The sequence below is a fragment of the Curtobacterium sp. SGAir0471 genome, assembly GCF_005490985.1.
Lineage (GTDB): Bacteria > Actinomycetota > Actinomycetes > Actinomycetales > Microbacteriaceae > Curtobacterium.
The window spans coordinates 290546-317302 of sequence record NZ_CP027869.1 but is presented as its reverse complement, the minus strand read 5'-3'; the positions used below and the strand labels follow the sequence as shown (position 1 = coordinate 317302).

Below are 26757 nucleotides of genomic sequence, written 5' to 3'. Positions count from 1 at the left end.
GGTTACTCGCCGGTCCGGGCCGCGGTGCAGATCGCGCACTCGCCGAAGATGTCGACGACGTGGCTGGCGTTGGTGAAGCCGTTCGCGGCCGCGACCTCCTGGGCCCACCGTTCCACCGGGTCGGCCTCGATCTCGACCGTGCGGCCGCAGTTCCGGCAGATCAGGTGGTGGTGGTGCGCGTCGGTCGTGCAGGCCCGGTACAGCGACTCGCCGTCCTGCTGCAGCGAGTCCGCGTCGCCCTCGGTCGCCAGGTCGGCGAGCGCCCGGTACACGGTGGCCAGTCCGATCGTCGATCCGCCGTCCCGCAGGTGCTGGTGGAGCGCCTGCGCGCTCACGAACCCCTCCGTGCCGGACAGCGCGCTGCGCACGGCCTCGCGCTGCCAGGTGTTCCGCTTCGGCTTCTGCACGGCGTTCACGCGGTGACTCCTTCCCTGCGGGTCGCGTCGGTCGACGCGTCGTTCCCGGTCTGGAGGCGCGACCCGCCCCCGTCGGTCTGCTCGCGGTCCGCGATGCGCTCGCGTCCGCGCCGGTCCCTGCGGCTGCCGACGATCCGGCAGACCACCCAGATCACGAACGAGATCGTCGTGACGTAGGGGCTGATCGGCAGTCCCCCACCGAGTGCGAGCAGGATGCCACCGACGACCGACACGACCGCGAAGACCGTCGAGAGCACGGGCACGACCACGGGGTGCGAGGTCAGGCGGAGCGCGGCGGCGGCGGGGGTGACGAGCAGCGAGAGCACCAGCAGCGCGCCGACGATCTGCACCGACACCGCGGTGGCCAGTCCGAGCGCGAGCATGAACACGATGGCGAGCGTCCGCACCGGGACCCCGGCAGCGGCGGCGACGTCGGGGTCGACGGACGAGAACATCAGCGGGCGCCAGATCACCAGGAGCGTCACGACGACGATCGCGGAGACGACGATCAGCGAGGTCAGCTGCGGGTTGTCGACCGAGACGATCTGCCCGGTGAGCAGCCCGAACTTGTTCGCCGCCCGGCCCTTGTAGAGCGCGAGGCACAGGATGCCGAGTCCGAGGCCGAACGGCATGAGGACGGCGATGATCGAGTTCCGGTCGCGGGCCCGGGACCCGAGCAGCCCGATGAGCAGCGCGGCGACGACCGAACCGACGAGCGACCCGGTGACGACGTTCACGCCGAACAGCAGGGCGGCACTGGCCCCGGCGAACGACAGCTCCGAGATGCCGTGCACCGCGAACGGCATGTTCCGGGCGACGACGAACGGCCCGATGAGCCCGCCGACGATGCCGAGCACGGCGCCGGCCCAGATCGAGTTCTGCACGAGCACGAGGAGCTCGCCGTAGTCCTGGAACGAGAAGACGGTCGACAGCACGTCCATCAGATGCGCCCTTCGTCCGGGGTGGTGGCGTGCGGGTCCGGGTCGCAGTGGTGGTGCGCACCGGTCTGGTCGTGGGCCTCGTTCGCGCCGACGATGACGATCCGGCCCATGGTGCGGACGACGTCGACGGGCGTGCCGTACAGGTCGCTCAGCACGTCGGCGCGCAGGACCTCGTCGGGAGCGCCGATGCGGAACCGCCCGCCGGCGATGTAGAGGACGCGGTCGACGACGTCGAGGATCGGGTTCACGTCGTGGGTGACGAACAGCACGGCGGCGTCCTGCTGCCGACGCTGCCGGTCGATGAGCTCGGTGACACCCCGCTGGTGGCGGAGGTCGAGCGAGATGAGCGGCTCGTCGCAGAGCAGCAGGGCCGGGTCGGCGGCGATGGCCTGTCCGACGCGGGTCCGCTGCTGCTCGCCGCCGGACAGCTCCGCGACCGGGGCGTCGGCGAACGCGGTCGCGCCGACCTCGTCGAGGATCCGGTCGATGCGCGCCCGCTCGGCGCGGCTGGCGGGCAGGACCCCCCACCGCGAACCGGTGACCCCCTGCGCGATCATGTCCCTGGCGCGGAGCGGCGTGCCGGACTCCATCAGGCGCTGCTGCGGGATGTAGCCGATCCGACGGTGTCCGCGACGGACGGGCTGTCCGAGGAACGACATCGTGCCGCTCGTGAGCCGCTGCTGACCGAGCACGGTGCGCAGCAGGGAGGTCTTGCCGGCGCCGTTCGGCCCGAGGACGGCGACGAACTCCCCCGGCGCCAGGTCGAGGTCGAGGTGCGACCAGAGGGTCCGCGACCCGTACGACAGTGCGGCGTCACGGAGCGCGAGCACGGCGGAACCGCCACGGCCGGGGGCCGCAGCGGTTCGCGAGGGGGTCTGGACCGCGGTCACTTCGTGAGCGCCCCCGTGATCGCGTCGATGTTCGCCTGCTGCCACGAGACGTAATCCTCCCCCTTCGGGAGCGTCTCCGTGACACCGACCACCGGGATCCCGGCCTGGTCGGCGGCCTTCTTGACCTGCTCGGTCTCCGCGCTGGACGTCTGCTCGTTGTAGGCGAGCAGCTTCACCTGCTTCTCGGTGAACAGCTTCAGGGTGTCGTTGAGCGCGGCCGGCGGGACGTCGTCGCCCTCCTCGATCGCCTCCGAGAAGGCCTCCGGCGTGACGTTGTCGAGCCCCATCGCGTCGAACAGGTACCCGGGGACGGGCTCGGTGTACGAGACCTTGTCGCCGTCGACCTTCTCCTTGGCTGCGGCGGTCTGCGACTCGAGGTCCTCGAGCTTCGTGGTGAGCGCCTTCGCGTTGCGCTCGAAGGTGTCGGCGTGCGCGGAGTCGAGCTTCGTCAGGCGCTGCTCGAGGTCGGCCACGAGCTTCACCATCGTCGGGTAGTCGTAGAACACGTGCTCGTTGAACTCGGCGTCACCGCCCTCGTCGAGCCCGGACAGGTCCACGACGTTGATCGTGTCGGCCTTCGTGTTCGAGGCCTTGGCCAGGGTGGTCATGAAGTCGTCGTACCCACCGCCGTTCTCGATGAGCAGGTCGGCCTTCGAGACCGCGAGCTGGGTCTGTGCGCTCGACTCGAACGAGTGCGGGTCCTGCGAGGGGTCGTCGAGGATGCTCGTGACCTCGACGTCCTTGCCACCGATCTCCTGCGCGATCGAGCCGTAGACGTTCGTCGACGCGACGACGCGGACGGTGCCGTCACCAGAGGCGTCGCCGGAGGCGGAGGACGTGGCGCAGCCGGTCAGCGCGAGCGCGGCGGCGCCGACGACGAGCGGCAGGGCGAGGAGGCGGCGGTTCTGCATGCTGCGAGCGTACGACTTGCTGATAACGGTTGTCAAAATCAACCATGCGACAGCGCGGAGGCGCGCCGCCGGCTGGCAGCGCGCCTCCAGGCCGACACGTCCCGGTCAGGCCTTGGTGGCCGCGTCGATCGTGCTGTCGGCGATCGTGTCGTCCTCGCGCCCGGGCGTCCGCAGGTTCCACTTCTTGATCACGAACGAGAACAGGACGTAGTAGACGACCGCGTAGCCGAGACCGATCGGGATGAGCCAGAGCCCGCCCTCGGACTTGCCGAGGTTGAGCACGAAGTCGATCGCGCCGGCCGAGAACGAGAAGCCGTCCCGGATGCCGAGCGCGTTGACCAGCGCGAGCGAGGTCCCGGTGAGCACCGCGTGGATGACGTAGAGCGGGAACGCCACGAACATGAACGAGTACTCGAGCGGCTCGGTGATGCCCGTGACGAACGAGGTCAGCGCCGCGGAGATCATGATGCCGCCGACGAGCTTGCGGTTCTGCGGCTTGGCGTTCCGCCAGATCGCGAGCGCACCGGCGGGCAGCGCGAACATCATGATCGGGAAGAACCCGGTCTGGAAGATGCCGGCCGTCGGGTCGCCCGCGAGGAAGCGCGCGATGTCGCCGTGGTAGGTCTCGCCACCCGTGGTGAAGCTGCCGAGCTGGAACCACGGGAAGAAGTTGAGCAGCTGGTGCAGCCCGATCGGGATCAGCATGCGGTTGACGAAGCCGAAGACCCCGCCCCCGAGGACGGCGTTGTCGGCGACGGCCTGACCGGCTGCCGTCAGCGCGATGTCGAAGTACCGGTACACGAAGGACATGAGGACGGCGATGACCAGGCCGGCGACCGCGGTCAGGATCGGGACGAGGCGACGGCCCGAGAAGAAGCCGAGGAAGTCGGGCATCTTCGTGCGGTGGAACTTCTGCCACAGCACGGCCGAGACGAGTCCCATCACGATGCCCCCGAGGACGCCGAAGTTGATGGTCGCCTGCTCACCGTTCGCGTCCTTCACCCCTGCCAGGACGATCGGGGACATCGCCGCGAACACCTGGTACATGACCATGTACCCGACGACCGCGGCGAGCGCCGTGGTGCCGTCCGACTTCTTCGCCCAGCCGATGGCGATGCCCACCGCGAAGAGCAGCGGGAGCCAGGTGAAGACACCGTTGCCGGCCGCGGCGACGATCGAGGCTCCCTGTTCGAAGCCGGGGATCGCGCCGAGCATGTCCGACTGCCCGAGGCGGAGCAGGATGCCCGCGGCCGGCATCACGGCGATGGGCAGCAGCAGGCTCCGCCCGAGCCGCTGGGCGTTCGCGAAGAGCCTCGACTGCTTCTTCGGGGTCTTCTTCTCCGGCACGTCCGTTGCAGCAGCGGTGCTCATCGGCGTTCCTCTCGTCATCGGGTGGAGCTGGGGCACTGGGGAGTTGAGTCACGTGCACGGCCCGGGTAGCCTCGGCGGTACCGCCGGGAGCGGTCCTGTCCGGTCATGACCAGTTCCGTAGTCTGAACCGGCGACCAGATGCGTGTCAACCCGGCACGGAATCCGCAACGAGGAGGAAACGATGGCCGACATCACGGCAGCCGACATCATCGCCGCACTGGGTGGCGCCGACAACATCGACGAGGTGGAGGGCTGCATCACGCGCCTCCGCGTCGAGGTCGAGGACGGCGACCTCGTGGACAAGGCCGCCCTGCAGGCCGCGGGCGCGCAGGCCGTCGTCGGCGGTGGCACCGGGTGGCAGGTCATCGTCGGCCCGGTCGCCGACAACCTGGCGCAGGACATCAACGACGCGATCGACGACGAGTCGTGACGGCGGTCCGGACCCCGTTCGCGGGCCCGGTCGTCGCACTCGCCGACGTGCCGGACCCGGTGTTCGCCGGGCAGCTCGTCGGCGCCGGCGTCGCGGTCGACCCCACGGGCATCGAGGGGACGGTCACGGCGGTCGCGCCGGTCGACGGCTCGATCGTGAAGCTGCACCCGCACGCGTTCGCGCTGCAGGGCTCCGCGGGGACCGACGTCCTGGTGCACGTCGGCATCGACACCGTGAAGCTCCACGGCGAGGGCTTCGAGCTGCTCGCGACCGAAGGCGACCCGGTGCACGCGGGGGACCCCGTCGTGCGGTTCACCCCGAGCGTCATCGAGGCCGCCGGCTACTCGCCCGTGTGCCCGGTCGTCGTGCTCGGCAGCACGCCGGACTCGGTCGAGCAGTCGACGGTCGGCACGACGCTGCCCGAGGGCGCCACGCTCTTCACCGTCTGACGAGCGGCCGGCTCGCCGAGTTCGAACACGAGGACCTCCGCGAGCCCGACCACCCGCACTGATCCGCGGAAGCGACAGGCTTCGACCAACAACTGGGTGCGGTCTGTCGCTTTCGCGGCACGATCCTCGGGCGGGGTCGGTGCGCGCGAGACTCGGACGCCGCTCGGCTACGCGACCGGGCGGCGGGCGGTGACCTCCATCTGCACCCGGTAGCGGTCCGAGCGGTACCAGGAGCGGGCGTGCTCGACCGGCCGGTCCGCCGCGTAGGACACCCGGTCGAACTCGAGCAGCGGCGCCCCGGTCCTCGTCCCGAGCAGCGTCGCGACGTCGTCGGCCGCGGGCTTCGCCGCCACCGTCTGCTGCGCCCGGTCGATCGGTGTGCCGTACGTGTCCGCCGCCAGCGAGTACACCGACCCGGACAGGTCCTGGTCGAGGAGCCCCGGGAACGCCGTCGCCGACAGCCACGCGTCGTCGACGGACACCGGGGCCCCGTCCGCCATGCGCAGACGCCTGAGGTGGTAGGCGGTGTCCGCGGCGTCGAGCCGCAGTGCCGCCACGGTGTCGGCCGGCGGGACCCGCTCCTCGCGCACGAGGACCACGGTCGTCGGGACGTGCCCGAGCGCCCGCATCTCCTCGGTGAAGGACGCCAGGTGCAGGGTGGACTGCACGGGTCGGTGCGCCACGAAGGTGCCCTTGCCGCGCACGCGCTCGAGGTAGCCCTCGTTGACGAGCTGCCCGAGTGCTTCGCGCACCGTGATGCGGGACACCCCGTACTCGGCGATGAGCTGCCGCTCCGAGGGGATCGCCGCGCCGGGTGCGAGCCGGGTGGTCGCGAGGTCGAGCAGGATGCGCCGGAGCTGCTGGTGCTTCGGCTCGGCCCCCTCGGTGATGCGGCTCGTCATGCGGTCCTCGTGCTCCGGTGCTCGTCGACTCGGGGGCGGTCGTCGCCCAGCTGGTCCTGCGCGGACATGACCAGTCGTCCTCACAGTAGTGATCAGGATGCGAGAAGCCAACGCCGTGACAAGATGACGCGCGTGACCTCGGTGGTGATCGTGGACGACGAGACGCTCGTCCGGTACGGGTTCGAACTCATCCTCGGCGCGGCGGCGGACATCGACGTCGTCGCCACGAGCGGTGACGTCGACGCGGTCGAGACCGTGCGCCGGCACGCCCCCGACGTGGTCCTGCTCGACGTCCGCATGCCACGGGTGAACGGGCTCGAGGTGCTCGCCGCGCTCCGGCAGCTGCCCGAGCCCCCGGCCGTCGCGATGCTGACGACGTTCGACACCGACACCCAGGTGGTCGCCCGGGCGATGGAGTCCGGGGCCGCGGGCTTCCTGCTCAAGGACACCGATCCGGAGTCGCTCGCCGAGTACGTCCGGGCGCTCGCCCGCGGCGGCATCGTCCTGGCGCCGGGCGTGGACCGGACCCGGCTCTTCGCCCACCGGTCGACGACGCCGGCACCGGAGCTGTCCGAGCGGGAGCACACCGTGGTGCGGCTCGTCGCCGAGGGTGCCAGCAACCCCGAGATCGGCCAGCGCATCGGCGTCAGCACCGGCACCGTCAAGGAGGACGTCCGCGCCCTCCTCGCCGCGTTCGGCGTCACCACGCGGGTCCAGCTCGCGCTGCGCGCGGCCGAGGCCGGGCTGCTCGATGGCTGAGCCGACCGCTGCCGGTCGGCTCCGTCGCCTGCGTCGCCTCCGTCGCCTGCTGGAGCGGACGGACGGGAGGCTCGACGCGCTGGTCGACGCCGGCCTCCGTCGTGCGCGGGCCCACCCCGCCCCCTGGTGGCTGGTCGACGCGCTCTTCCTCGCCGCCGCGGTCATCGACGCCGTGCTCGACATCGCGGGCGCCACGACGACCGAGATCACCCTGTCGCTCGTCGCGGCCGGTGCGCTCGTCCTGCGTCGACGCCTGCCCGTCCTGACCTTCGCGCTCACCATGCCAGGCCTGTTCATCGGCTCCGGCGTCGTCGCGGCGAGCATCGCCCTCTTCACGCTCGGCGAGCGCACCGACCGGCGGTGGCTGATGCTCGTCGCCGCGGTCGTGCAGTTCGTCGGGTTCAGCGGCTTCGTCGTCGGTCCGCCCCAGCAGCTCGACGAGATCGTCGTGTCCGTCGTCTACGCCCTCATCTTCGCGCTCGGCCCGCTCGCGATCGGGCTGCTCGTGCGGACCCGGGCCGTCCTGGTCGACCGGATCGCCGAACTCGGGGCCTCGCGCGCCGAGGAACGTCGCCGGGCCGCCGAGGTCGCCCTCTCGCGCGAACGCGCCCTGCTCGCACGCGAGATGCACGACGTCGTCTCGCACCAGGTCACCCTCATCGCCGTGCAGGCCGGCGGCGTGCAGATGGCCGGGCGCGACGAGCAGGAGCGGGCGTTCGCGCGCACGATCCGGCAGCTGTGCGTGGTGACGTTGCAGGAGCTGCGCGAGATGGTCCAGGTGCTCCGGGCCTCCGGCGGCACCGACCGCGAGATCGCGCCGCAGCCCGTGCTCGCCGACCTGCCCCGGCTCGTCGCGGCGAGCGGGCTCGAGACCGAGGTCGCCGTGGACCTGCCCGACGCCCTGTCGCTGCCCGTGCAACGCGCGGTGTACCGCTTCGTGCAGGAGGGACTGACGAACGTGAGGAAGCACGCTCCCGGCGCCGTGGTCCGGATCAGCGGTCGGCTGCACGGCGACCAGGTGCTCGTCGACCTCGTGAACGGTCCGGCGCGCGCCGACCGCCTCGAACTCCCCGGGTCCGGCCTCGGGCTCATCGGACTCGGGGAACGGGCATCGCTCCTCGGCGGGCGCCTGGACTCCGGTCCGCAGCCCGGCGACGGCTTCGCCCTGCACCTCCGGCTGCCCGTCGAGCACGTCCCCGCTCCGGCCTCGGCCCCGAGTTGACGACCGGAGGACACCGGATGGCCGATCGGCCACCGAGATCCACCCCGCGGTCCGATGCGGCGGCACGCCCGACTGCGGTGGGATGACACCGTGGCACCCGCATCCCTCCTCGCACTCCTCCGACGCGCACCGGTCTCCGTGGCCATCGCCGTCGCGGCGGTCGTGCTCGTCGTCTCCGCCCGGATCGCCCACGCGGAACCCGACTTCCCGCACCACCCTCCTGTCGCGCTGCTCGCGCTCGGCGCCGTGGTGCTCGCGGTCGTCCTCGCGGAGCGCGCGCTCGGCTCGGTCCGGACCGTCGTCGTCGGCGTCGCCGCCCCGGCGCTCGCGGTGCTCGTGACCCTGCTCGCCGTCGCCGTCGGGCAGGCGGCGGGCGAGGCGCACGCCGAGGCGGCGGCGGGCGAACCGCTGTTCGCCCCGTCCGTCGTGGCCGTCGCCCTGCTCGCCGCGGCGTCGGCGACGATGCCCGAGCAGCGCCGGCACCGCGTCCGCGCCGTGCTCTGGACCGTCGTGCTCACCCTCGTGCTGTTCGCCGGCCACGGATCGGACCTGGCACGTTCCCTGGCGACCCTGTTCGGGACCGCGGCCGGTGCGGTCGTGGTGCGCCGGGCCTCCCGTCCGTCCACCGCGACCCCGCGGACGGCGCACCCCGCCCTGCGGAACCCGCGCACCCTGGTCGTCGGCGCGCTCACGGCGCTCGGCGCCGGGACCCTCGTGACGCTCGTCGTGCCGGACCCGGACGGGGTGCTCTCGCCGTTCGCCGACGCGATGAGCGACCACGCGACCGTCGCCGTCGGCGTCTTGCTGCTCGGGTCCGCGTGGCTCGTGCGGCGCGGCCGACGCGCCGGTGTCGTGCTCGCCGCAGCCGTCCTGGTGACCCTGACGGCGGTGCTGTCGGACGTCTTCCTGCTCGAGCCGCTGTCCGACGGGGACGTGCAGTGGCACGGGCTCGGACTCGACGCCGTCGAGTGGCAGGTGACGCTCCTCGGTGCGTGGCTGGTGCCCGCCGCCGTGCTGCTCGCCGTCGTGCTGCTGCGTGGACGGCTCGTGCGCGCACGCTTCCGTGCCGCCACCGGCTGCAGCGAGGAGTACCGCGGGATGCTGCGTCGCGGCGACGCGGGCTCGCTCGGCCACATGGGCACGTGGCAGGGCAACGCCACCTGGACCGACCCCGACGGCCGTGGCGCCGTCGCGTACCGGGTGCGCGGGAACGTGGCGCTCACGGTCTCCGACCCCGCCTGCGCCGCCGAGGACCGTGCCGCGGTGCTCGCCGCCTTCGCCGCGTCCTGCGAGCGGAACGGCTGGGTGCCGGCGTTCACGAGCGTGCACGAGCCGGTCCGCGAGCTGCTGGTGGCCGAGGGCTGGACCGCACTGCCGGTCGGGGTGGAGTGCGTGCTCGACCTCGACACGTTCGACCTGCGCGGGAAGAAGCGGCAGGACCTGCGGACGGCGTCGAACCGCGCCGACCGCGAGGGCGTCCGCGACGAGTGGACCACCCTCGACGCGCTCGACCCCGACCGACGTGCCCAGGTCGAGGCCGTGTGCTCCCGCTGGGCCGCGGACCGACGCCTGCCCGAGATGGGCTTCACGCTCGGCGGACTGCGCGAGCTCGACGACCCCGAGGTGCGGCTGATGCTCGCGGTCACGGCGGAGGGTCGCGTCGACGCGGTGACGAGCTGGCTGCCCGTGCACGAGCACGGCGCCCTGATCGGCTACACCCTGGACGTGATGCGACGAGCTGACGACGGGATGCCCGGCGTGATGGAGTTCCTGATCGCCCGGACCGCCCTGCGCGCCCGCGAGGCCGGCCTCCGCACGATCAGCCTGTCCGGGACGCCGCTCGCCGTGCACGCCGGTGCCGGTCCGCTCGTCACGCACGGGTCGCGGCTGCTCGCCCGCGTGCTCGAGCCGGTGTACGGCTTCCGGTCGCTGCAGCGGTTCAAGGAGAAGTTCGGTGCCCGTCACGAGCCGCTCTGGCTCGTCGTGCCGTCGGCCCTGCAGGTGCCACGCGTGGGCCGGGCCCTCGCCGGGGCGTACGTGCCCGGGCTCCGGCCGAAGCACCTGTGGGCACTCCGGCAGGCGCACGTGTCGGCGGCAGCGGAGCGCTCCGGGGCCGGTGCGGCGCGGGCCGGGGCCGACGCCCGCTCGTGAGTCCGACCGAGTGGCTGCTCGCCACACAGCTCCAGGCGCCGACGAAGCTCGTCCCCGCCGACACGGCGTTCGTCGTGCTCGCACTCGTCGTGCTGCTGCCGGCGGTCCGGTCCTGGCGCTCCCCCGCGGCCTGGCGTCGCGTGCGGCTCCGAGCCGTCGTCGCCGCCGCTGCCGCGCTCGTCCTGCTGGCCGTGTGCTGGTTCCTGACGCACGTCGTCGACCTGTTCGGCGTCGCGTTGAGCCCGGTCACGCAGATGTGGGTCGCGTTCGCTGGGGCTGCACTCGCGCTCGCCGTCACCGCGATCGTGCAGGGCGGGCGCTGGCGTCGGACGCTGGCGATCGTCCTGGTGCCGGCGGCGGTCCTCGTCCCCGCCCTCGGGATCAACGTGGAGTTCGCGAAGTACCCGACCCTCGGCACCGTCGTGCAGAGCGACCCGTGGCCCGCGTACGACCCGCACGCCGCTCCCCTGGACACGATGCCCGACGCCGGCATCGTCCGCACCGTCGACATCCCCGGCACCCGCTCGCACTTCGACGCCCGTCCGGCCGTCGTGTGGCTCCCGCCCGCGGCGCTGGTGCGCGACCCCCGACCGCTGCCGGTCATCCTCGCCTTCTCCGGGCAGCCCGGCGCTCCGGGCGACCTCTTCACCGCCGGACGCCTCGCCGAGCCGCTCGACGCCTACGCCCGCGCCCACGACGGCCGCGCACCCATCGTGGTGAGCGTCGACCAGCTCTCCTCGCCGGGCCGGAACACGATGTGCGTCGACTCGCGGCTCGGGAACGTCGCGACCTACGTCACGCAGGACGTCCCGGCGTGGATCACCGCGAACCTGCCGGCGACGAACGACCGGAAGGCCTGGGGGCTGGCCGGGTTCTCGCAGGGCGCGACCTGCGCGATGCAGTTCGTCACCGGTCACCCGGACGAGTTCGGCGCGGCGCTGGCGGTGTCGAGCGAGCTGCAGCCGATCGACCAGTCACCGCAGCACAGTGCCGACCAGGCGTTCGGCGGCTCGGTCGCCCGGTGGCGGGCTGCGGCGCCGATCGCGCAGATGCGGGCGAACGGGCTCGGCGGGCACGCGCTCTGGCTGACGGCGGGGTCGGCCGACCGCGAGTTCAGCGAGAACGCCCGGAAGCTCGGTGCTGCTGCGCGGAAGGCCGGGGCCACGGTGTCGATCGGGTCCGCGCCGGGGAGCGGGCACGACTGGAACACCGTGCAGTGGTCGTTCCGGCAGGACGTCGGGCCGTTGGCGGACGCGTTGTCCGCGGCGGGATGACGGGCACGACGGGGTTGCGGGCGCGCGTCAGGCGTTGCGGACGAGCCAGGCGAACTGGTCGTCGGTCAGCTCGCGGTCGGTCCACACCTGACCGAGGACCCCCTCGGGCGCCGCCACCGACGCCTGCCCCTGCCAGACCAGCGACAACCCGGCCTTCCGCAGGACCGCGGCCGACGCCGGGTTGTTCGTCAGGACGCGACCGGTGACGGGCGCCCCGAGCACCGACCGGTGCGCCTGCTCGACAGCCGCAGCGGCGATCTCGCTCGCGTAGCCCTGCCCCCACGCCGCCGGGTCGAGCCGGTAGCCGAGGTTCCAGACCCCCGCAGCGGTCATGTCGACGCCGCCGATCCCCACGAAGGCACCGTCGACGGTGCGGACGGTCCACGACCCCAGTCCGTACCGGGCCCGGCCACCGATCTTCCGCTGCACCAGGTCGACCGTCGTCGCACGGTCGGTGTGGCGCCCGGCAGGCAGGTGCCCCCACGTCCGCGCATCGGAGAAGACCGCGTGCGCGTCGTCGATGTCGGCAGGCGTGAGCGGTGTCAGCACCAGGCGATCCGTCCGGATCTCCTGCTGTGGGGTCAGGAGCTGGTGGGCCATGCACCGATCATCACCCGGACCGCCGACAAGCGGGTGGACACCATGCGACGTCCGCGCGATCCGGCCGGGGACTGCGGCATCCCGCAGCACCGGGCCGGACCTACACGCCCGAGCGAGGCTCAGTCGAGCAGGAGCGCCGGCTCCTCGAGCACCGAGGCGATGTCGTGCACGAAGCGCGACGCCACGTCGCCGTCGACGACCCGGTGGTCGAAGGAGGCACCGATGGTGGTCACCATGCGCGAGCGGACCTCGCCGTCGACGACCCACGGCTTGGGCTTGATCGTGCCCATCGCGATGATCGCGACCTCGCCCGGGTTGAGGATCGGCGTCCCGGTGTCCATGCCGAACACGCCGATGTTCGTGATCGTCACGGTGCCGTCCGCCATCTGCTGCGGCGTGGTCTTGCCGTCGCGCGCGGTCAGGGTCAGGTCCTCGAGCGCCTTGGCGAGCTCGAACAGGGACATGTCCTGCGCGTCCTTGATGTTCGGCACGATGAGCCCACGCGGGGTCGCCGCGGCGATGCCGAGGTTCACGAAGTGGTGGACGATGATCTCCTGGTCGGTCCAGGTCGAGTTCACCGACCGGTTCCGCCGGACCGCCCAGATGACGGCCTTCGCGAAGACGAGCAGCGGCGAGACCTTGACGCCGGCGAACGTCGGCGAGGACTTCAGGCGCTTGACGAACTCCATCGTGCGGGTCGCGTCGACGTCGACGAACAGGGACACGTGCGGCGCCGTGAACTTCGACGTGGTCATCGCCTTCGCGATGGCCTTGCGCACGCCCTTGACCGGGATGGTCTCGCGGCGCACGTCGCCCCACTCGGGCGTCTCGATGTTCCGGAAGACGCTGGCCTGCTTGGCGTGCCGGATGACGTCGTCGCGGGTGACCTCACCCGCGAGGCCGGTCGGCACGACCTCGGTCAGGTCGACGTCGAGGTCCTTCGCGAGCTTGCGGATCGGCGGCTTCGCCAGGACGGTGCCGGTCGAGACGACCTTGCGCGGGCGGGTGCCCTGAGCGGCGACGGCCTCCGAGATGCTGTCCTCGGCCGGGTCCGCGGCGGCCTCGGCTGCGGCGACGGCGTCCGCACTGGAGGCACGGCTCGCCTCGGCCGCGAGCGCTGCGGCCCGGCGGGCGCCGGGCTTCCGGCGCGACGGGGACGTGGTCGCGGAGCCGTAGCCGACCAGGACGGCGCCGGACGACTCGTCCGACCCGACGACGGTCGCGTGGTCGGCGACCGGCTGCGCGGGTGCGGCGGCCGCGGGCCGCGCCGCGGCCGTGGGCTCGGTCACGGCGGGGGCCGGGGTCGGGGTCGGGACCGCAGCGGCCGCCGGTGCCGGCGGGGTCTGCTGCGCGGGCGCCGGCGGCGTCTGCGCGACGGGAGCCGGGGCGACGGGGGCCGCGGTGGCGGGAGCCGGCGCTGCGGCTGCGGCAGGCGGGGTGGCGGCGACGTCCGGCGAGGCCGGGACGCTGTCGGCGACCGGCGCAGAGCCTCCAGGCAGGTCAGTGGACGCGGCGACCTGCACGTCCGAGTCGACCCGGATGATCGGCTTGCCGACCTCGACGGTGTCACCCTCCGACACGAGCAGACCGGTGACGGTGCCGGCGAACGGCGACGGCAGCTCGACGAGCGACTTCGCGGTCTCGATCTCGACGAGGACCTGGTCGACGGCGACCTCGTCCCCGATCGCGACGCGCCACTGCACGATCTCGGCCTCGGTCAGGCCTTCGCCCACGTCGGGCAGGGGGAATTCGGCGGCGGGCACAGCGGCTCCTTCGAACGTTCGGGCGGCTCGGTCAGTAGGCGAGGGCGCGGTCGACGGCCTCGAGGACACGGTCCGCGTCCGGCAGGTGGAGGTGTTCGAGCTTCGACACCGGGAAGGGGACGTCGAACCCGGAGACCCGGATCGGCGGTGCCTGCATCGTGTAGAAGCACTGCTCGGCGACGGTCGCGGCGATCTCGCTGCCGACGCTGACGAAGCCGGAGGCCTCCTGTGCGATGACGACGCGACCGGTCTTGCGGACCGATGCCAGCAGCGGCTCCCAGTCGATCGGCGAGAGCGAGCGGAGGTCGATGACCTCGCAGCTCGTGCCCTCGGCGTCGGCGATGTCCGCGGCCTGCATGAGGGTCGCGACCATCGCGCCGTGGCCGACGAGGGTGACCTCGGTGCCGGTGCGGGCGACGCGCGTGGTGTGCATCGGGACGTGGCCGTCGACGAGGTCGACCTCACCCTTCGGCCAGTAGCGCGACTTCGGCTCGAGGAACACGACCGGGTCCTTCGACGCGATCGCCTCCTGGATCATCCAGTACGCGTCGTTCGGCGTGCTCGGGCTCACCACGCGGAGTCCCGCGGTGTGCGCGAAGTACGCCTCCGGGGACTCCTGGTGGTGCTCGACGGCGCCGATGTGACCGCCGTAGGGGATGCGGATGACGACGGGCAGCGACATGTGCGCCGGCAGGCGGTTCTGCATCTTCGCGAGCTGCGAGGTGATCTGGTCGAAGCCCGGCCAGACGAAGCCGTCGAACTGGATCTCGACCACCGGGCGGTAGCCGCGCAGCGCGAGGCCGATCGCGGTGCCGATGATCCCGGACTCGGCGAGCGGGGTGTCGCGGACGCGCTCGGCGCCGAAGCGCTCCTGCAGGCCCTCGGTGATGCGGAAGACACCGCCGAGCCGGCCGATGTCCTCGCCCATGAGCAGGACCTTGTCGTCGGCGGCCATCGCGGCGGCCAGGCCGGCGTTGAGCGCCTTGGCCATCGGTAGGTTCTGGACGGGCTCGCTGGGGACCTCGCCGGCGCCGGGGTGGGCGCGGAGCGTGTAGTCGAAGAGCTGCTCGGTCGTGCTCATCAGTGGGAGCCCCCTTCGTACCCGGCCTCGTACTGCTCGAGCCAGGCCTTCTGTGCGGTGGTGACCGGGTGCGGCTCGCGGTACACGTTGTCGAACATCACGCCGACGGGCGGTGGGGTGAGGGCGACGGTGCGGCGACGGACGTCGGCGGCGATGTCCTCGCCCTCCTCGTCGAAGCGCGCGAGCTGCTCGTCGGTGACGCCGCGGCTGCGCAGGTACGCGGCCGAGCGGGCGATCGGGTCGCGCTCGACCCACGAGGCGAGCTCGTCGTCGAGGCGGTAGCGGGTCGGGTCGTCGGAGCTCGTGTGCGCGCCGATGCGGTAGGTCTCGGCCTCGACGAACGCCGGACCCTGACCGGAGCGGGCGTGGTCGGTCGCCACGAGGGAGGCCGTGTAGGACGCCAGCACGTCGTTGCCGTCGACGCGGACGCTCGGGATGCCGAAGCCGCGCGGACGGTCCACGAGCGGCGTCGGGGACTGCGTGGCGACGGGGACCGAGATCGCCCAGTGGTTGTTCTGCAGGAAGAAGACGACGGGGGCCTTCGTCGACGCGGCGAAGACGTACGCCTCGTTCACGTCGCCCTGGCTCGTCGCGCCGTCGCCGAAGTAGACGATGGTGCAGGCGTCGCGGTCGGGATCGCCGGTGCCGACGTCGCCGTCGAGCTGCTGACCGAGCGCGTAACCCGTCGCGTGCAGCGTCTGCGAGCCGATCACGAGGGTCGAGACGTGCGTGTTGCCGCGCTCGTCCGGGTCCCAGCCGCCGTGCGTCTGGCCGCGGTACATCGCGATGATCTCCATCGGCTCGACGCCACGGTGCATCGTCACCGCGTGCTCGCGGTACGACGGGAAGACGTGGTCCTGCGCGCGGAGGGCGAAGACCGAGCCGACCTGCGCTGCTTCCTGTCCGTGGCTCGGGACCCAGAGGCCGAGCTGACCGGTGCGCTGGAGGTTGTGGCCCGCGTGGTCGAACCGACGCGTGAGCACCATGCGGCGGTGCATCGCCAGCAGGGTCTCGTCCGGGATCGCCCGCGCGACGGCGGCGTACTCGGCGTTCTCGTCGGTCTCCACGAACCGGCCCTCGGGGTCGAGGATCCGGACGGTGGCCGTCGCGGGGGCCGCGGCGTGGAATGACATGTCGGTCAGCGTAACGCCAGGGCCTACCGGGCCGCCTGGAGGTCCTCCACAAGCGACCCCGCCGTTTCGAGGAGCGTTTCCACAGCCTCGTGCTCGCCGATCGACACCCGGATCCCCTCGTTCCCGAAGGCCCGCACGATGATGCCGGCGGCCTCGAAGCGCTCGGCCGCGTGGGCCGTCAGCGCACCGGTCGCCAGCCAGACGAAGTTGCCCTGTGCGTCCGGCACGTCCCAGCCCTGGCCGCGCAGCGCAGCGACGATGCGGTCGCGGCTCGCGGCGAGCTCGGCGACGCGCTCGAGCAGCTCGGTCTCGCGCTCGAGGCTCGCGAGGGCGGCCGCCTGGCCCTGCGCCGTGACCGACAGCGGGATCGCGCAGGCACGGACGGCGTCGAGCACGTACGCCGGACCGAACGCGTAGCCGACACGGAGGCCCGCGAGTCCGTACGCCTTGGAGAACGTGCGGAGGACGACGAGGTTCGGGTAGCGCTCGAGCAGCGGCGTCCCGCGGACCGCGGTGGGCTCGGTGACGAACTCGGCGTAGGCCTCGTCGAGCACCACGAGCACGGTGGCGGGCACCCGGGCCATGAAGGCGTCGAACTCCGCCGCGGTGACGACCGGGCCGGTGGGGTTGTTCGGCGAGCAGACGATCACCATGCGGGTGCGCTCGGTGACCGCGTCGGCCATGGCGTCGAGGTCGTGCCCGCCGTCGGGCCGGTTCGGCACCTGCACGCTCGTGGCACCCGCGACGGTGACGACTCCCGGGTACGCCTCGAAGGAGCGCCAGGCGTAGACGATCTCGTCGCCGGGGCCGCTCGTCGCCTTCGCCAGCTCGTGCAGGATCGCGACGCTGCCGGGCGCGACGTGGACCTCGTCCACCGTCAGCCCGGCGCGGTTCGCGAGCACGGCCCGCACGGCCAGGGCGGTGGCGTCCGGGTAGCGGTTGTACGCGGTCTGCGCCTGCACGGCCTCGACGACGCCGGGCAGCGGCGGGAACGGGTTCTCGTTGCTCGACAGCTTGAAGGCGTCGGGCGCGGCCTGGCGACCCTGCTTGTACGCGGGGAGGACGGCCACCTCGGGCCGGATGTGCACGCGCTCGTCAGTCACGCGGACAGGCTACCGGGACCCGTCCGGGGTACGACGGGCATCATGGCGGCATGCGATTCCTCGTCCGCCTCGTCGTCAACGCCGTCGCGCTCTGGCTCACCACGCTCATCGTGAGCGGTGTCACCGTCACCCCCTTCGGTGACGGGGACACCACCGCCGTCGTGCTCACGTTCCTGCTCGTGGCGTTCGTGTTCGGGCTCGTGAACGCCGTCATCGGCACGATCATCCGGATCGTCGCGTTCCCGCTGTACGTCTTGACGCTCGGACTGATCTCGCTGGTCGTGAACGCGGTGCTGCTGCTCATCGTCGCCGGCATCTCGGACGCGATCGGCTTCGGGCTGCAGGTCGAGTCCTTCGGCTGGGGCATCGTCGGCGCCTTCGTGCTCGCCGTGTTCTCGTGGCTGATCGGGCTCTTCGTGCGCCCGGCGCTGAACCGCCAGCGTCCGTGAGCCGGTCCGCCGTCGCGGACGTCACGTCGGTGCGCCATGATGTGCACATGAGCCCGGACGCCGACGCCCCGTTCCGCGTCTCGTTCGTCTGCAGCGGCAACATCTGCCGCTCCCCCATGGCCGGCATCGTCTTCGCGCAGATCGCCGCGGACGCCGGCATGGCCGACCGCTTCGTCGTCGAGTCCGCCGGCACCGGCGACTGGCACGTCGGCGAGCCCGCGGACGAGCGGACGATCGCGGCGCTCGCAGCGCGCGGATACGATGGCAGCAGGCATCGCGCCCGCCAGTTCGACCCGGACCGGTTCCCGGACCTCGACCTGGTGGTCGCACTCGACCGCTCCCACGAACGCGTCCTGCGCTCGTGGGCACCGACGATGGACGACGCCGCCAAGGTGACGCTCCTGCTGCGGTACGACGACGCCTGGCCCCAGCAGACCGACGTACCGGACCCGTACTACGCGGACCGGCACGAGTTCGACCGAGTGCTCTCGACCGTCGAGCGGGCCTGCCGGGCGCTCTTCCGCCAACTCGAACCGGCAGTCCGTCAGGGAGCCCCATGACCCCCCTTCCCCCGCAGCCGATCAGCCCGCTCGACGGGCGGTACTACCCGGTCGTGCACACGGTGGGCGAGCACCTCTCCGAGGCCGGCCTCAACCGCGCACGCATCGTGGTCGAGGTCGAGTGGCTCATCTTCCTGACCGACCACGCGATGTTCACCACCTCGCCGCTGAGCATCGACGACAAGGCCGCGCTGCGCCGGGTCGTCGAGACGTTCGGCCACGACGAGATCGCGGAGCTCGCCGAGATCGAGGCCACGACGCGGCACGACGTCAAGGCCGTCGAGTACTTCGTCCGCCGCCGGCTGTCCGCACTCGGACTCGACGCCATCGCCGAGCTGACGCACTTCGCGTGCACCAGCGAGGACGTCAACAACCTGTCGTACGCGCTGACCGTCCGCGACACCGTCGACCAGGTCTGGCTGCCCGCCTACCGCGCCGTCCTGGCGACGCTCCGCACGATGGCGGAGCAGCTGCGCGCCGTGCCGATGCTCTCGCACACGCACGGCCAGCCCGCGACGCCGACGACCCTGGGCAAGGAGCTCGCGGTGGTCGTCTACCGCCTCGAGCGCGTCCTGACCCAGATCGAGCACGGCGAGTACCTCGGCAAGTTCTCCGGCGCGACGGGCACCTTCTCGGCACACCTCGCCGCCGACCCCGAGGCCGACTGGCCCGCACTGTCGAAGGAGTTCGTCGAGGGCCTCGGCCTGACGTGGAACCCGCTGACGACGCAGATCGAGTCGCACGACTGGCAGGCCGAGCTGTACGACCGGGTTCGCCACGCGAACCGGATCCTGCACAACCTGGCGACCGACGTGTGGACCTACATCTCGATGGGGTACTTCACGCAGATCCCGGTGGCGGGCGCCACGGGGTCGTCGACGATGCCGCACAAGATCAACCCGATCCGTTTCGAGAACGCCGAGGCGAACCTCGAGATCTCGTCGGCGCTGTTCTCGACGCTGTCCGAGACCCTCGTGACGAGCCGCCTGCAGCGCGACCTGACCGACTCCACGACGCAGCGGAACATCGGCGTCGCGTTCGGGCACTCGCTGCTCGCGCTCGACAACCTGCGTCGCGGGCTGGGCGAGATCGCGGTCAACGAGGGCCGGCTCGCCGAGGACCTCGACGGCAACTGGGAGGTGCTCGGCGAGGCGATCCAGACGGTCATCCGCTCCGAGGTCACCGCCGGGCAGTCGAACATCGAGGACCCGTACGCGATGCTCAAGGAGCTCACGCGCGGCAAGCGCATCGGTCAGGACGAGCTCGTCGCGTTCGTGAACGGGCTCGACATCTCGTCCGGCGCCAAGGCTCGCCTGACGAACCTGACGCCGGGCACCTACACGGGGCTGGCCGACGAGCTCGTCGACCGCCTTGACGTGTAGCCCTCAGCAAGACGGAGACGGGGCGGACGGGAGGCGCGGGGCGGCCCCGCCGCGCACGTCACCACCTCAGGTGGTGACGGCGTGCGCTTCGGCGACCAGTGCCTCCAGGACGGTGCGGACCGCGGGTCGGACCGCACGGTCCGGTCGGGCGAGCGCCTCGATCCGTCGCCCGGCCCGCACGTCGGCGAGCGTCGCGAGCCGGAAGCGCCCGGCCGCACGCGTCCCCGACGTGTACCGCGGCACCAGCGCGATCCCGTGTCCGGCCGCCACCAGGTTCTCGATGACCGGCAGGTGGATCGTGCGGAACGCGACCGACGGCGGGGTGTCGGACGCAGCCGCCAGCGCGGTGAGCACGCGGTCGATCGGGTAGTCCTCGGGCACACCGATCCAGGTCTCGTCGACGACGTCACCGATGCCGACGCGCTCCCGGTCGGCGAGCGGGTGGTCGAGCGGCAGGGCGACGTCGAGCGGTTCCCGGAGCAGGGCGACCGTCTCGACGGCGGCGCCGTCCGCACGTCGGGCGCCATCCGGGCGGTGGCCGATCACGACGTCGTGGTCGGCGGTGAGCGGAGCGAACTCCCCCTCGCTCACGTCGACGTCGGAGAGCTCGAGGACGATGCCCGGGTACGCCCGCATCCGGGTGAGGAGCCCCGGCAGGAGCAGCTCGGCCGCCGAGGGGAACACCGCCAGGTCCACCGTCCCGCCCACCCCGGTCAGGTGCTCGGACCATGCCGAATCCACCGACGCGAGCGCCGTGGCGACCCCGGCGGCCATCCCGGCGAGCGCGCGCCCGTCGGCGGTGAGCCGCACACCGCGTCCGGCCCGCTCGACCAGCGGTACCCCCGCCTGGCGCTGCAGGGTGCGGAGCTGCTGCGACACGGCGCTCGGCGTGCGGTGCGTGGCGGCGGCGACCGCGGTCACGCTCCCCCGCTCGGCGAGCTCGCGAAGGACCGGCAGCAGGGCGATGTCGAAGCCGACCATGCAGGGACCCTACAACGATCCTGTCGAACCGTGCGCTGGTGCTACTGCGTCCGGTGCGGGACGATCGGACCGTGCTCTTCCGCGACCGCATCCTCGCCCTCGTCGTCGCCGTGGCGTGGGGGCTGAACTTCCCGGCGACCGCGATCGCCCTCGACCACTGGCCGCCGTTCCTGCTCGCCGCCGTGCGGTTCACGCTGCTCGCCCTGCCGACGATCCTGTTCGTGCCGCGACCGAAGGTCCCGTTCCGGTGGATCGTGCTCGTCGGTTCGACCCTCGGCGTGCTGCAGTTCGCGTTCCTGTACCTCGGGATGGCCGCGGGGATGCCGACGGGCCTCGCGTCGCTGGTGATCCAGGCGTCGGCCCCGTTCACGGTCGTGCTGGCCGGGGTGCTGCTGCGCGAGCGGCTCACCGCACGCCAGGTCGTCGGGGTGTCCGTCGCCGTGGCCGCACTCGGCGTCATCGCGGTGCACCGGGCGCAGACCGCGGCGCTGCTGCCGGTGGTGCTCGTGCTCTGCGGTGCCCTCGGTTGGGCACTCGGCAACGTCGCGACGCGGCGGACCGGCCCGGTCAACCCGCTCCACCTGACCCTGTGGTGGGCGGTCGTGCCGCCGGTGCCGATGTTCGCGCTGTCGCTGCTCGTCGAGGGGCCGGCGCGGGTCGGGCAGGCGTTCGGCACGGCGTTCACGGCGTCGGCGCTGCCGGCCGACCTCGGCCTGCTGTACATCGTCGTGGCGGGGAGCCTGGTCGGCTACGGGATCTGGTCGCGGCTGATGGGGAAGTACCCGTCGAGCACCGTCGCACCGTTCTCGATGCTCGTGCCCGTGATCGGGGTGCTCGCCTCGTGGGCGGCGTTCGGCGAGGTCCCCGACGTGGTCGAGGTCGTGGCCGGCGCGGTGGTCGTGGTCGCGGTGCTGTGGTCGTCGCGGACGCGTCGGGTGCTGCCCGCCGTCGTCGAGACGCCGCCGGCGCCCGCGTCCGCGTTCGTCGAGACGCCGCCGGCGCAGCGGGACGCCGCCGGATCCGGGACCGTCCCGGCGATGTCGGACCGTCTCGCGCAGACGCCGGCGTCTCGTCGCGAGGAGGGCGCTGCCGCGTCCCGGGACGCCGCCAGCGCAGCCCCCGCGCCCGCACCCGAGCCCGTCAGCCCCGGTGCTGCCGGCGCTCGGCGATGATGCCGGCGAGGGCACTGCGCAGGTCCGGGTGGCGGAACTCGTAGCCGGCCTCGAGCAGTCGCGTCGGCACCACCCACCGGCTCTTCAGCACGAGCTCGGTCTCGGTCCGGATCGCGAACGAGCCGATCTCGAGCATCCACCGCCACGTCGGCAGGCCGACTCGCCGGCCGACCGCGTCGCGGATGGTCGCCATCACGGTCCGGTTGTCGGACGGCTCCGGGCTCGAGACGTTCACCGGGCCCTCGATCTCCTCGTGGTCGCGCACGAAGCGGATCACCCCGAGGACGTCGGCGATGTGCACCCAGCTGAACCGCTGTCGACCGCGCGTGTGCCGGTCGTGGTGGTACGTCCCCGCCCGGAGCCGTGCCCGCGTCGGGAACCACGGCCCGTCGAACTGCGGTCCGCCGAGACCGGCTCGTGCCAGCCCGAGCAGCGGCACGAGCGCGCTGCCGTCGCCGAACACGATCGCCATCCGCAGGGCGACCCGGCGGGTCTGCGGCAGGTCGGCGCTGAACAGGGCGTCCTCCCACGCCCGCGCGACCGAGACCGAGAACCCCTCGCCGAGCTCGCCGGTGGCCTCGTCCTGCGGGCGGTCGTCGGCGTGCCGGTAGATCGTCGCGGTGGAGGCGTTCAGCCACAGCGGCGGCGGGTGCTCGGCGGTGCGGATCGCCTCGGCCAGCTCGAGCGTGGTGTCCACCCGGGAGCGCATGATCTCCGCCCGGTTCCGCCGCCCGTACCGGCAGTTCACGCTCTTGCCCGCCATGTTCACGACGATCGCGGCGCCGTCGACGAGCTCGCGGATGCGCAGGGTGTTCCCCCACACCGCGTCCCCGGTGCGGCCGACCGTCACGACCTCGTACCCCTCGTCGCGGAAGGCGCGCTGCAGGTACTGTCCGACGAAGCCGCCCGCCCCCGCGATCACGGCGCGGCCCCTGGGCGCGCCGGTCGTCTCGTCGCTCATCGTCTCCCCCGTCGTGCTGTCAGGTCCGTCCGGTGTCCGGCCCGTCCCGTGTCCGGCTCGATCCGGTAGCGGAAGGAGCCCTCGTACCGGTACAGCGTGCCGACCAGGGGCGCCGAGAGGCGCAGGGACACGCGCTGCACGTCGGCATCGTCATCGAATCGTTCCAGGAGCGTCACACGCGGGGTGACGACGGCCGGGAGGCTCCACGCACGTCCCAGCGCGCGCACCGTCACGCGCGTGGAGACCAGGCGCAGGGCGCCCGCGTCCGGCCCGACCGCGTCGACCGCCGCCCTGAGCAGGGCGCTGACGCGCCCACGGCGACCGAGGTGGTCGACGAGCCCGTGCGGCTCGGCGGTGATCGCGTCCACCATCGTGCGGTGTCCGGACCGGAACCGGAAGGTGCGGTGCGCGCGGACGGCGACACTCCCCGCCTCCCGGCCGTCCACAGCGCCGTGACCGACGCGCGTCGGACGGTTCTCGACCGTGAAGGGCACGTCCCGCTCCCACACGGGGAACATCACGGCGTCCCGCGCGAACACCGCGAGGAGCGGCCACAGCCAGCGACGGGGCGTTCCGACCACGCTGAAGACGCCCTCGCCGCGACCGACGTGTCCGGGCGGGACGGGGCCGAAGTAGGTGCGCAGGCGCGGGTGCAGCCGGGCGAGGACGTCCGGCGGTGTCGTCAGCTCGTACGGCGACCGGGTCACGCTGCCGATCCTGGCACGGTGTCGGCCTCGTTCCCTACGATCGAGGCATGGGACACGACCACGCGCACGGGCACGCCGTCGCCTCGGAGCGCGCGCTGCTCGTCGCGTTCTGCATCTCGGCCGGCATCCTGCTCGCCGAGGTCGTCGGCGCGGTCGTCACCGGCTCCCTCGCACTGCTCGTCGACGCGGGCCACATGGTCGTCGACACCGGGGGTCTCGGCATCGGCCTGGTCGCCACCCGACTCGCGCGCCGCTCGCCCACCGCGCAGCGGACGTGGGGGTACCAACGCGCCGAGGTGCTCGGTGCCACGGCGCAGGCCGCCATCCTGCTCGCCGTCGGCGTCTTCGTCGTCGTCTCCGCGATCCAGCGACTGTTCGTCCCCGCCGAGATCCACGCCGGCCCGCTGCTGGTGTTCGGTATGATCGGGCTCGTCGGGAACCTCGTCGCCTACGGGGTGCTCGCCCGTGCGTCGGGCGAGGGCTTCACCTCACGGGCGGCGCGACTCGAGGTGCTCAACGACACCCTCGGGTCCGTCGCGGTCATCGCCGCCGCCGTCGTGCTCGCGCTCACCGGGTGGGAGCGCGCCGACTCGATCGCCGCGATCCTGATCGGCCTGCTGATCCTGCCGCGCGCGGTCCGGCTGCTGCGCGAGACGGCGAACGTGCTGCTCGAGTCGACCCCGCCCGGGCTCGACCTCGACGACGTGCGGGCGCACATCCTCGAGCTCGACCACGTCATCGCCGTGCACGACCTGCACGCGACGCTCGTCGCGACCGGCGTGCCGAACCTGACGGCGCACGTCGTGGTGGACGACCACTGCTTCTCGACCGCCCACGCACCACGGATCCTCGACGCGCTGCAGCAGTGCGTCGCGGAGCACTTCGACGTGCCGGTCGAGCACTCGACCTTCCAGCTCGAGCCCGCGTCGCACCAGCGGCACGAGCACGAGGTGCACGCGTAGCGACGGTCCGCGCGCGGCGGAGTGCGGTGCGGCGGGGCCGGGCCGGTGCCGGCCCCGGTGCGCCGCGGTCGGGTCCGGCCTGGTCCGGTCAGCAGCCGCCGTCGTCGGTCGGGAACGCCGTGATCACCCGGTCCGTCGTCTCCGACACGATGACCCGCACGTTCGGCTCCGCCGAGGGGCGCGATCCGTCGTCGAAGCGGACGGGCGCGGCGTAGCAGACCTTGCCGTCCCCGGCGTCCTGCGGGTACCCGGCGGGCGGCGACTCGAGCACGGACCGGACGGCGGTGAGCATCGCGTCGTCCCAGTCCCGCGAGCCGTGGCCGCGGACGACGTCCTGCCAGTCGGCGGTGTGCCGGACGCGGATGTGCTCGTAGCCCTGGCCGGACGTGCCGCACTGCAGCTCGACCCGTCCGAGGGCCGCCGTCTCGTAGCGAGCGACGACCGCACGGCTGTCGGTGTCGCAGCGGTCGAGCACGTCGCTGCCGGGCAGGTCCGGACCCGTCCGCTCGATCGTCACCGTTCCGTCACGGGACGTCCCGTCGGCGGCGGTCGCGCTGGGGGTGACCGAGGCCGCTCCACCGCCGAGGACCGGGTCCTCGCCGTTCCGCTGCGCCGTCAGGGCGAAGCCGCCGGCGACCAGGCCGGCCGCGATGACCGCGGCGACGACGGTGACGGCCGGACGTCGGCGCTGCTGGGACATGCGCCCCAGTATGCCGGGCGGGCTCGGGTCGTCGTCCCGTTCCGAGGCCCGAGCAGCGCCGACGTCCGTGCGTCCGGCATCGAACCACGGAGCCGACATCGAACCAGGCCGTCCCGTTGGTTCGACGTCGCGTTCGTGGTTCGATCTCGGCGCGCAGACCCGGCGCGGAGACCCGCGGTGGCCGGGGGGCGCCGGGGACGGCCGGGGGCCCGCGCTACTCGGCGCGCGCGGCCAGGCGCAGACCGGCGACCAGGGCGAGCACGACGACGAAGAGCACGTACCCGAGCAGCACCGGGAGCGTCGGCACGACGAGGAGCGCCGCCCCGACCGCCACGACGGGCACGGTCAACCCGGCGTACGCGATGAGGAACGTCGCCGCGAGCACCCCGCCGCGCTGCTCCGGCCCGACGAGCGACCCCGCGCGGGCGATCGATGCGCGGAAGAGCAGCCCGACCCCGGCGCCGGCCACGACCCCGCCACCGATGAACCCGGCGACCTGCAGGAGGACCGCGGCGACCGCGAGCACCACGAGCCCCCCGACGAGCAGCACCAGGCCGAGCCGGATCTGTCGACGCTGGGACAGCTTCGCGAAGACGATCTGCGACACCGCGCTCGCGGCGAAGACCCCGAAGGTCGTGGCGCCGGCGGCGAGCCGGTCGGTGACGTGGAACGTGGTGCCGAGGAACGTCGGCGCCACCGAGGTGAAGAGCCCCTGCACGGCCAGGGCCGCGAAGGCAGCCGTCCCGGCAGCCCAGAACACCCCCGCCTGTCCCTCGGGAGCGGCCATCCGTTGCGGCCGGTACGGCACCGGTCGCTCGGGACGGTCGACGGTCTCCGGCGCGGCGAGGACCACCGCGAACGCCACGACCAGGGCGACGACGAACACCACGTACGGCACCACGAGCGGTTGCCCGACGAACTCGGCGAGCGCTCCGCCGACGAGCGCACCGAGCGACAGGCCGCCGAGGTTCACAGCGCCGGCCGCGACGCTCGCCCCCTGTGCGGAGGCGGACGAGCCGGTCGCCCGGACCCGCAGTTCACCGAGGTGCGCGGTCGCCGTCGCGGTGAGGAGCCCGACACCGAGCCCCGTCACGAACCGCGCGACGACGAGCCCGGCGACGTCCGACCAGAGCAGGAAGAGCACGGCCGCGACGAGTTCGAGCGCGACGGACACCAGGATCAGCGGACGTCGCCCGTGCACGTCGCTGAGGTGTCCCGCCAGGAAGAGCGAGGCGACGACGCCCACTCCGTAGGCGGCGAAGACGACCGTCGTGGTGAAGGTCGGGAACCCGTCGCGTGCCTGGTAGATCACGTAGAGCGGCGCCGGCACGGTGGCGAAGGCCATCACCGACAGGAACGCGAATGCGACCGCCCAGAAGCCGAACCCGTGCCGCCGGCGGGAGTGCGGGTGACGCCCGCGCGGGGCGGGGACGAGACCGGAGTCGGTGGTCGGGGCCGGAGCGGCATCGGTGGTCGAGGTCATGCTC

The 26757-nt window shown here is 72.7% G+C and carries 27 protein-coding genes; 11 read left to right on the top strand and 16 right to left on the bottom strand.

Annotated elements, in window-relative coordinates:
- Positions 1 to 2: 2 nt before the first annotated feature.
- The 5 genes from C1N91_RS01630 to C1N91_RS01610 all read right to left on the bottom strand — a co-directional run bounded on the left by C1N91_RS01630 (position 3) and on the right by C1N91_RS01610 (position 4529).
- A complete protein-coding gene (locus C1N91_RS01630; RefSeq protein ID WP_137766327.1) occupies positions 3 to 416 on the bottom strand; it encodes a Fur family transcriptional regulator in 414 nt (137 codons plus the stop codon).
- Entirely contained in the window at positions 413 to 1357 is a 945-nt protein-coding gene (locus tag C1N91_RS01625; protein ID WP_058727662.1) for a metal ABC transporter permease, read from the bottom strand. The genes C1N91_RS01630 and C1N91_RS01625 overlap by 4 nt, the downstream gene beginning before the upstream one ends.
- A complete protein-coding gene (locus C1N91_RS01620) occupies positions 1357 to 2247 on the bottom strand; it encodes a metal ABC transporter ATP-binding protein (RefSeq protein ID WP_137766326.1) in 891 nt (296 codons plus the stop codon). The genes C1N91_RS01625 and C1N91_RS01620 overlap by 1 nt, the downstream gene beginning before the upstream one ends.
- The gene (locus C1N91_RS01615) at positions 2244 to 3158 is read right to left on the bottom strand and encodes a metal ABC transporter solute-binding protein, Zn/Mn family (protein ID WP_137766325.1); all 915 of its coding nucleotides are present in this window, start codon (positions 3156 to 3158) and stop codon (positions 2244 to 2246) included. Before C1N91_RS01615 ends, C1N91_RS01620 begins: the two co-directional genes overlap by 4 nt.
- A 105-nt stretch (positions 3159 to 3263) precedes the next feature.
- Entirely contained in the window at positions 3264 to 4529 is a 1266-nt protein-coding gene (locus C1N91_RS01610) for a PTS transporter subunit EIIC (RefSeq protein ID WP_137766324.1), read from the bottom strand.
- Between the two features lie 160 nt (positions 4530 to 4689).
- Here C1N91_RS01610 and C1N91_RS01605 point away from each other — a divergent pair, with 160 nt between their 5' ends.
- Together C1N91_RS01605 and C1N91_RS01600 are read left to right on the top strand one after the other, a co-directional pair.
- The gene (locus C1N91_RS01605) at positions 4690 to 4959 is read left to right on the top strand and encodes a glucose PTS transporter subunit EIIB (RefSeq protein WP_302642293.1); all 270 of its coding nucleotides are present in this window, start codon (positions 4690 to 4692) and stop codon (positions 4957 to 4959) included.
- On the top strand, positions 4956 to 5408 hold the full coding sequence (locus C1N91_RS01600; protein WP_137766322.1) for a PTS sugar transporter subunit IIA: 453 nt from the start codon (positions 4956 to 4958) through the stop codon (positions 5406 to 5408). The genes C1N91_RS01605 and C1N91_RS01600 overlap by 4 nt, the downstream gene beginning before the upstream one ends.
- A gap of 167 nt (positions 5409 to 5575) precedes the next feature.
- Here C1N91_RS01600 and C1N91_RS01595 read toward each other — a convergent pair whose 3' ends face one another.
- A complete protein-coding gene (locus tag C1N91_RS01595; RefSeq protein ID WP_137766321.1) occupies positions 5576 to 6310 on the bottom strand; it encodes a GntR family transcriptional regulator in 735 nt (244 codons plus the stop codon).
- Between the two features lie 132 nt (positions 6311 to 6442).
- Between C1N91_RS01595 and C1N91_RS01590 the strand changes: the two genes are divergently transcribed.
- The 4 genes from C1N91_RS01590 (at position 6443) to C1N91_RS01575 (ending at position 11716) form a co-directional block, all read left to right on the top strand.
- Entirely contained in the window at positions 6443 to 7069 is a 627-nt protein-coding gene (locus C1N91_RS01590) for a response regulator (RefSeq protein WP_217496450.1), read from the top strand.
- Positions 7062 to 8291 (top strand): sensor histidine kinase, encoded by a 1230-nt coding sequence (locus C1N91_RS01585; protein WP_137766319.1) that lies wholly within the window; start codon positions 7062 to 7064, stop codon positions 8289 to 8291. The genes C1N91_RS01590 and C1N91_RS01585 overlap by 8 nt, the downstream gene beginning before the upstream one ends.
- 90 nt (positions 8292 to 8381) lie before the next feature.
- Positions 8382 to 10442, top strand: a complete 2061-nt coding sequence (locus C1N91_RS01580; RefSeq protein ID WP_175415854.1) for a bifunctional lysylphosphatidylglycerol flippase/synthetase MprF — start codon at positions 8382 to 8384, stop codon at positions 10440 to 10442.
- Positions 10439 to 11716: an alpha/beta hydrolase gene (locus C1N91_RS01575; RefSeq protein ID WP_137766317.1), complete on the top strand. Its 1278-nt coding sequence runs from the start codon at positions 10439 to 10441 to the stop codon at positions 11714 to 11716. The genes C1N91_RS01580 and C1N91_RS01575 overlap by 4 nt, the downstream gene beginning before the upstream one ends.
- Positions 11717 to 11743: 27 nt before the next feature.
- Here the strand turns inward: C1N91_RS01575 and C1N91_RS01570 are convergent, their stop codons facing one another.
- The 5 genes from C1N91_RS01570 to C1N91_RS01550 all read right to left on the bottom strand — a co-directional run bounded on the left by C1N91_RS01570 (position 11744) and on the right by C1N91_RS01550 (position 17396).
- Entirely contained in the window at positions 11744 to 12316 is a 573-nt protein-coding gene (locus C1N91_RS01570; protein ID WP_137766316.1) for a GNAT family N-acetyltransferase, read from the bottom strand.
- Positions 12317 to 12435: 119 nt separating this feature from the next.
- The gene (locus tag C1N91_RS01565; protein ID WP_137766315.1) at positions 12436 to 14079 is read right to left on the bottom strand and encodes a dihydrolipoamide acetyltransferase family protein; all 1644 of its coding nucleotides are present in this window, start codon (positions 14077 to 14079) and stop codon (positions 12436 to 12438) included.
- A 31-nt stretch (positions 14080 to 14110) separates the two neighbouring features.
- A complete protein-coding gene (locus tag C1N91_RS01560; protein ID WP_137768605.1) occupies positions 14111 to 15070 on the bottom strand; it encodes an alpha-ketoacid dehydrogenase subunit beta in 960 nt (319 codons plus the stop codon).
- Between the two features lie 89 nt (positions 15071 to 15159).
- On the bottom strand, positions 15160 to 16293 hold the full coding sequence (locus tag C1N91_RS01555) for a thiamine pyrophosphate-dependent enzyme (protein ID WP_137766314.1): 1134 nt from the start codon (positions 16291 to 16293) through the stop codon (positions 15160 to 15162).
- A 23-nt stretch (positions 16294 to 16316) separates the two neighbouring features.
- A complete protein-coding gene (locus tag C1N91_RS01550; protein WP_137766313.1) occupies positions 16317 to 17396 on the bottom strand; it encodes a histidinol-phosphate transaminase in 1080 nt (359 codons plus the stop codon).
- A gap of 50 nt (positions 17397 to 17446) precedes the next feature.
- Here C1N91_RS01550 and C1N91_RS01545 point away from each other — a divergent pair, with 50 nt between their 5' ends.
- Genes C1N91_RS01545 through purB form a run of 3 tightly spaced genes read left to right on the top strand, consistent with a single transcriptional unit; the run spans position 17447 to position 19787 of the window.
- Positions 17447 to 17845, top strand: a complete 399-nt coding sequence (locus C1N91_RS01545) for a phage holin family protein (RefSeq protein ID WP_137766312.1) — start codon at positions 17447 to 17449, stop codon at positions 17843 to 17845.
- A gap of 47 nt (positions 17846 to 17892) precedes the next feature.
- Positions 17893 to 18405 carry a low molecular weight protein-tyrosine-phosphatase gene (locus tag C1N91_RS01540; RefSeq protein WP_058727695.1) on the top strand — a complete coding sequence of 171 codons (513 nt, stop codon included), beginning with the start codon at positions 17893 to 17895 and terminating at the stop codon, positions 18403 to 18405.
- Positions 18402 to 19787: an adenylosuccinate lyase gene (purB, locus tag C1N91_RS01535; RefSeq protein WP_137766311.1), complete on the top strand. Its 1386-nt coding sequence runs from the start codon at positions 18402 to 18404 to the stop codon at positions 19785 to 19787. Before C1N91_RS01540 ends, purB begins: the two co-directional genes overlap by 4 nt.
- Before the next feature lie 66 nt (positions 19788 to 19853).
- On the opposite strand, the gene C1N91_RS01530 is transcribed toward purB, so the two are convergent.
- Complete coding sequence (locus C1N91_RS01530) at positions 19854 to 20768, bottom strand: LysR family transcriptional regulator (protein ID WP_137766310.1); 915 nt, start codon at positions 20766 to 20768, stop codon at positions 19854 to 19856.
- A 71-nt stretch (positions 20769 to 20839) separates the two neighbouring features.
- Here C1N91_RS01530 and C1N91_RS01525 point away from each other — a divergent pair, with 71 nt between their 5' ends.
- A complete protein-coding gene (locus C1N91_RS01525) occupies positions 20840 to 21940 on the top strand; it encodes an EamA family transporter (RefSeq protein ID WP_137766309.1) in 1101 nt (366 codons plus the stop codon).
- Here the strand turns inward: C1N91_RS01525 and C1N91_RS01520 are convergent.
- Positions 21909 to 22901 carry an epimerase gene (locus C1N91_RS01520; protein ID WP_137766308.1) on the bottom strand — a complete coding sequence of 331 codons (993 nt, stop codon included), beginning with the start codon at positions 22899 to 22901 and terminating at the stop codon, positions 21909 to 21911. The two genes, C1N91_RS01525 and C1N91_RS01520, sit on opposite strands and share 32 nt — an antisense overlap.
- Positions 22898 to 23608: a DUF4166 domain-containing protein gene (locus C1N91_RS01515; protein ID WP_137766307.1), complete on the bottom strand. Its 711-nt coding sequence runs from the start codon at positions 23606 to 23608 to the stop codon at positions 22898 to 22900. The genes C1N91_RS01520 and C1N91_RS01515 overlap by 4 nt, the downstream gene beginning before the upstream one ends.
- Positions 23609 to 23655: 47 nt before the next feature.
- Between C1N91_RS01515 and C1N91_RS01510 the strand changes: the two genes are divergently transcribed.
- Positions 23656 to 24570, top strand: coding sequence for a cation diffusion facilitator family transporter (locus tag C1N91_RS01510; protein ID WP_137766306.1), 915 nt, complete (start codon positions 23656 to 23658; stop codon positions 24568 to 24570).
- Between the two features lie 88 nt (positions 24571 to 24658).
- Here C1N91_RS01510 and C1N91_RS01505 read toward each other — a convergent pair whose 3' ends face one another.
- Together C1N91_RS01505 and C1N91_RS01500 are read right to left on the bottom strand one after the other, a co-directional pair.
- Positions 24659 to 25270 (bottom strand): hypothetical protein, encoded by a 612-nt coding sequence (locus tag C1N91_RS01505; RefSeq protein ID WP_137766305.1) that lies wholly within the window; start codon positions 25268 to 25270, stop codon positions 24659 to 24661.
- A 214-nt stretch (positions 25271 to 25484) separates the two neighbouring features.
- Positions 25485 to 26753 (bottom strand): MFS transporter, encoded by a 1269-nt coding sequence (locus tag C1N91_RS01500; RefSeq protein WP_137766304.1) that lies wholly within the window; start codon positions 26751 to 26753, stop codon positions 25485 to 25487.
- Positions 26754 to 26757 lie beyond the last annotated feature (4 nt).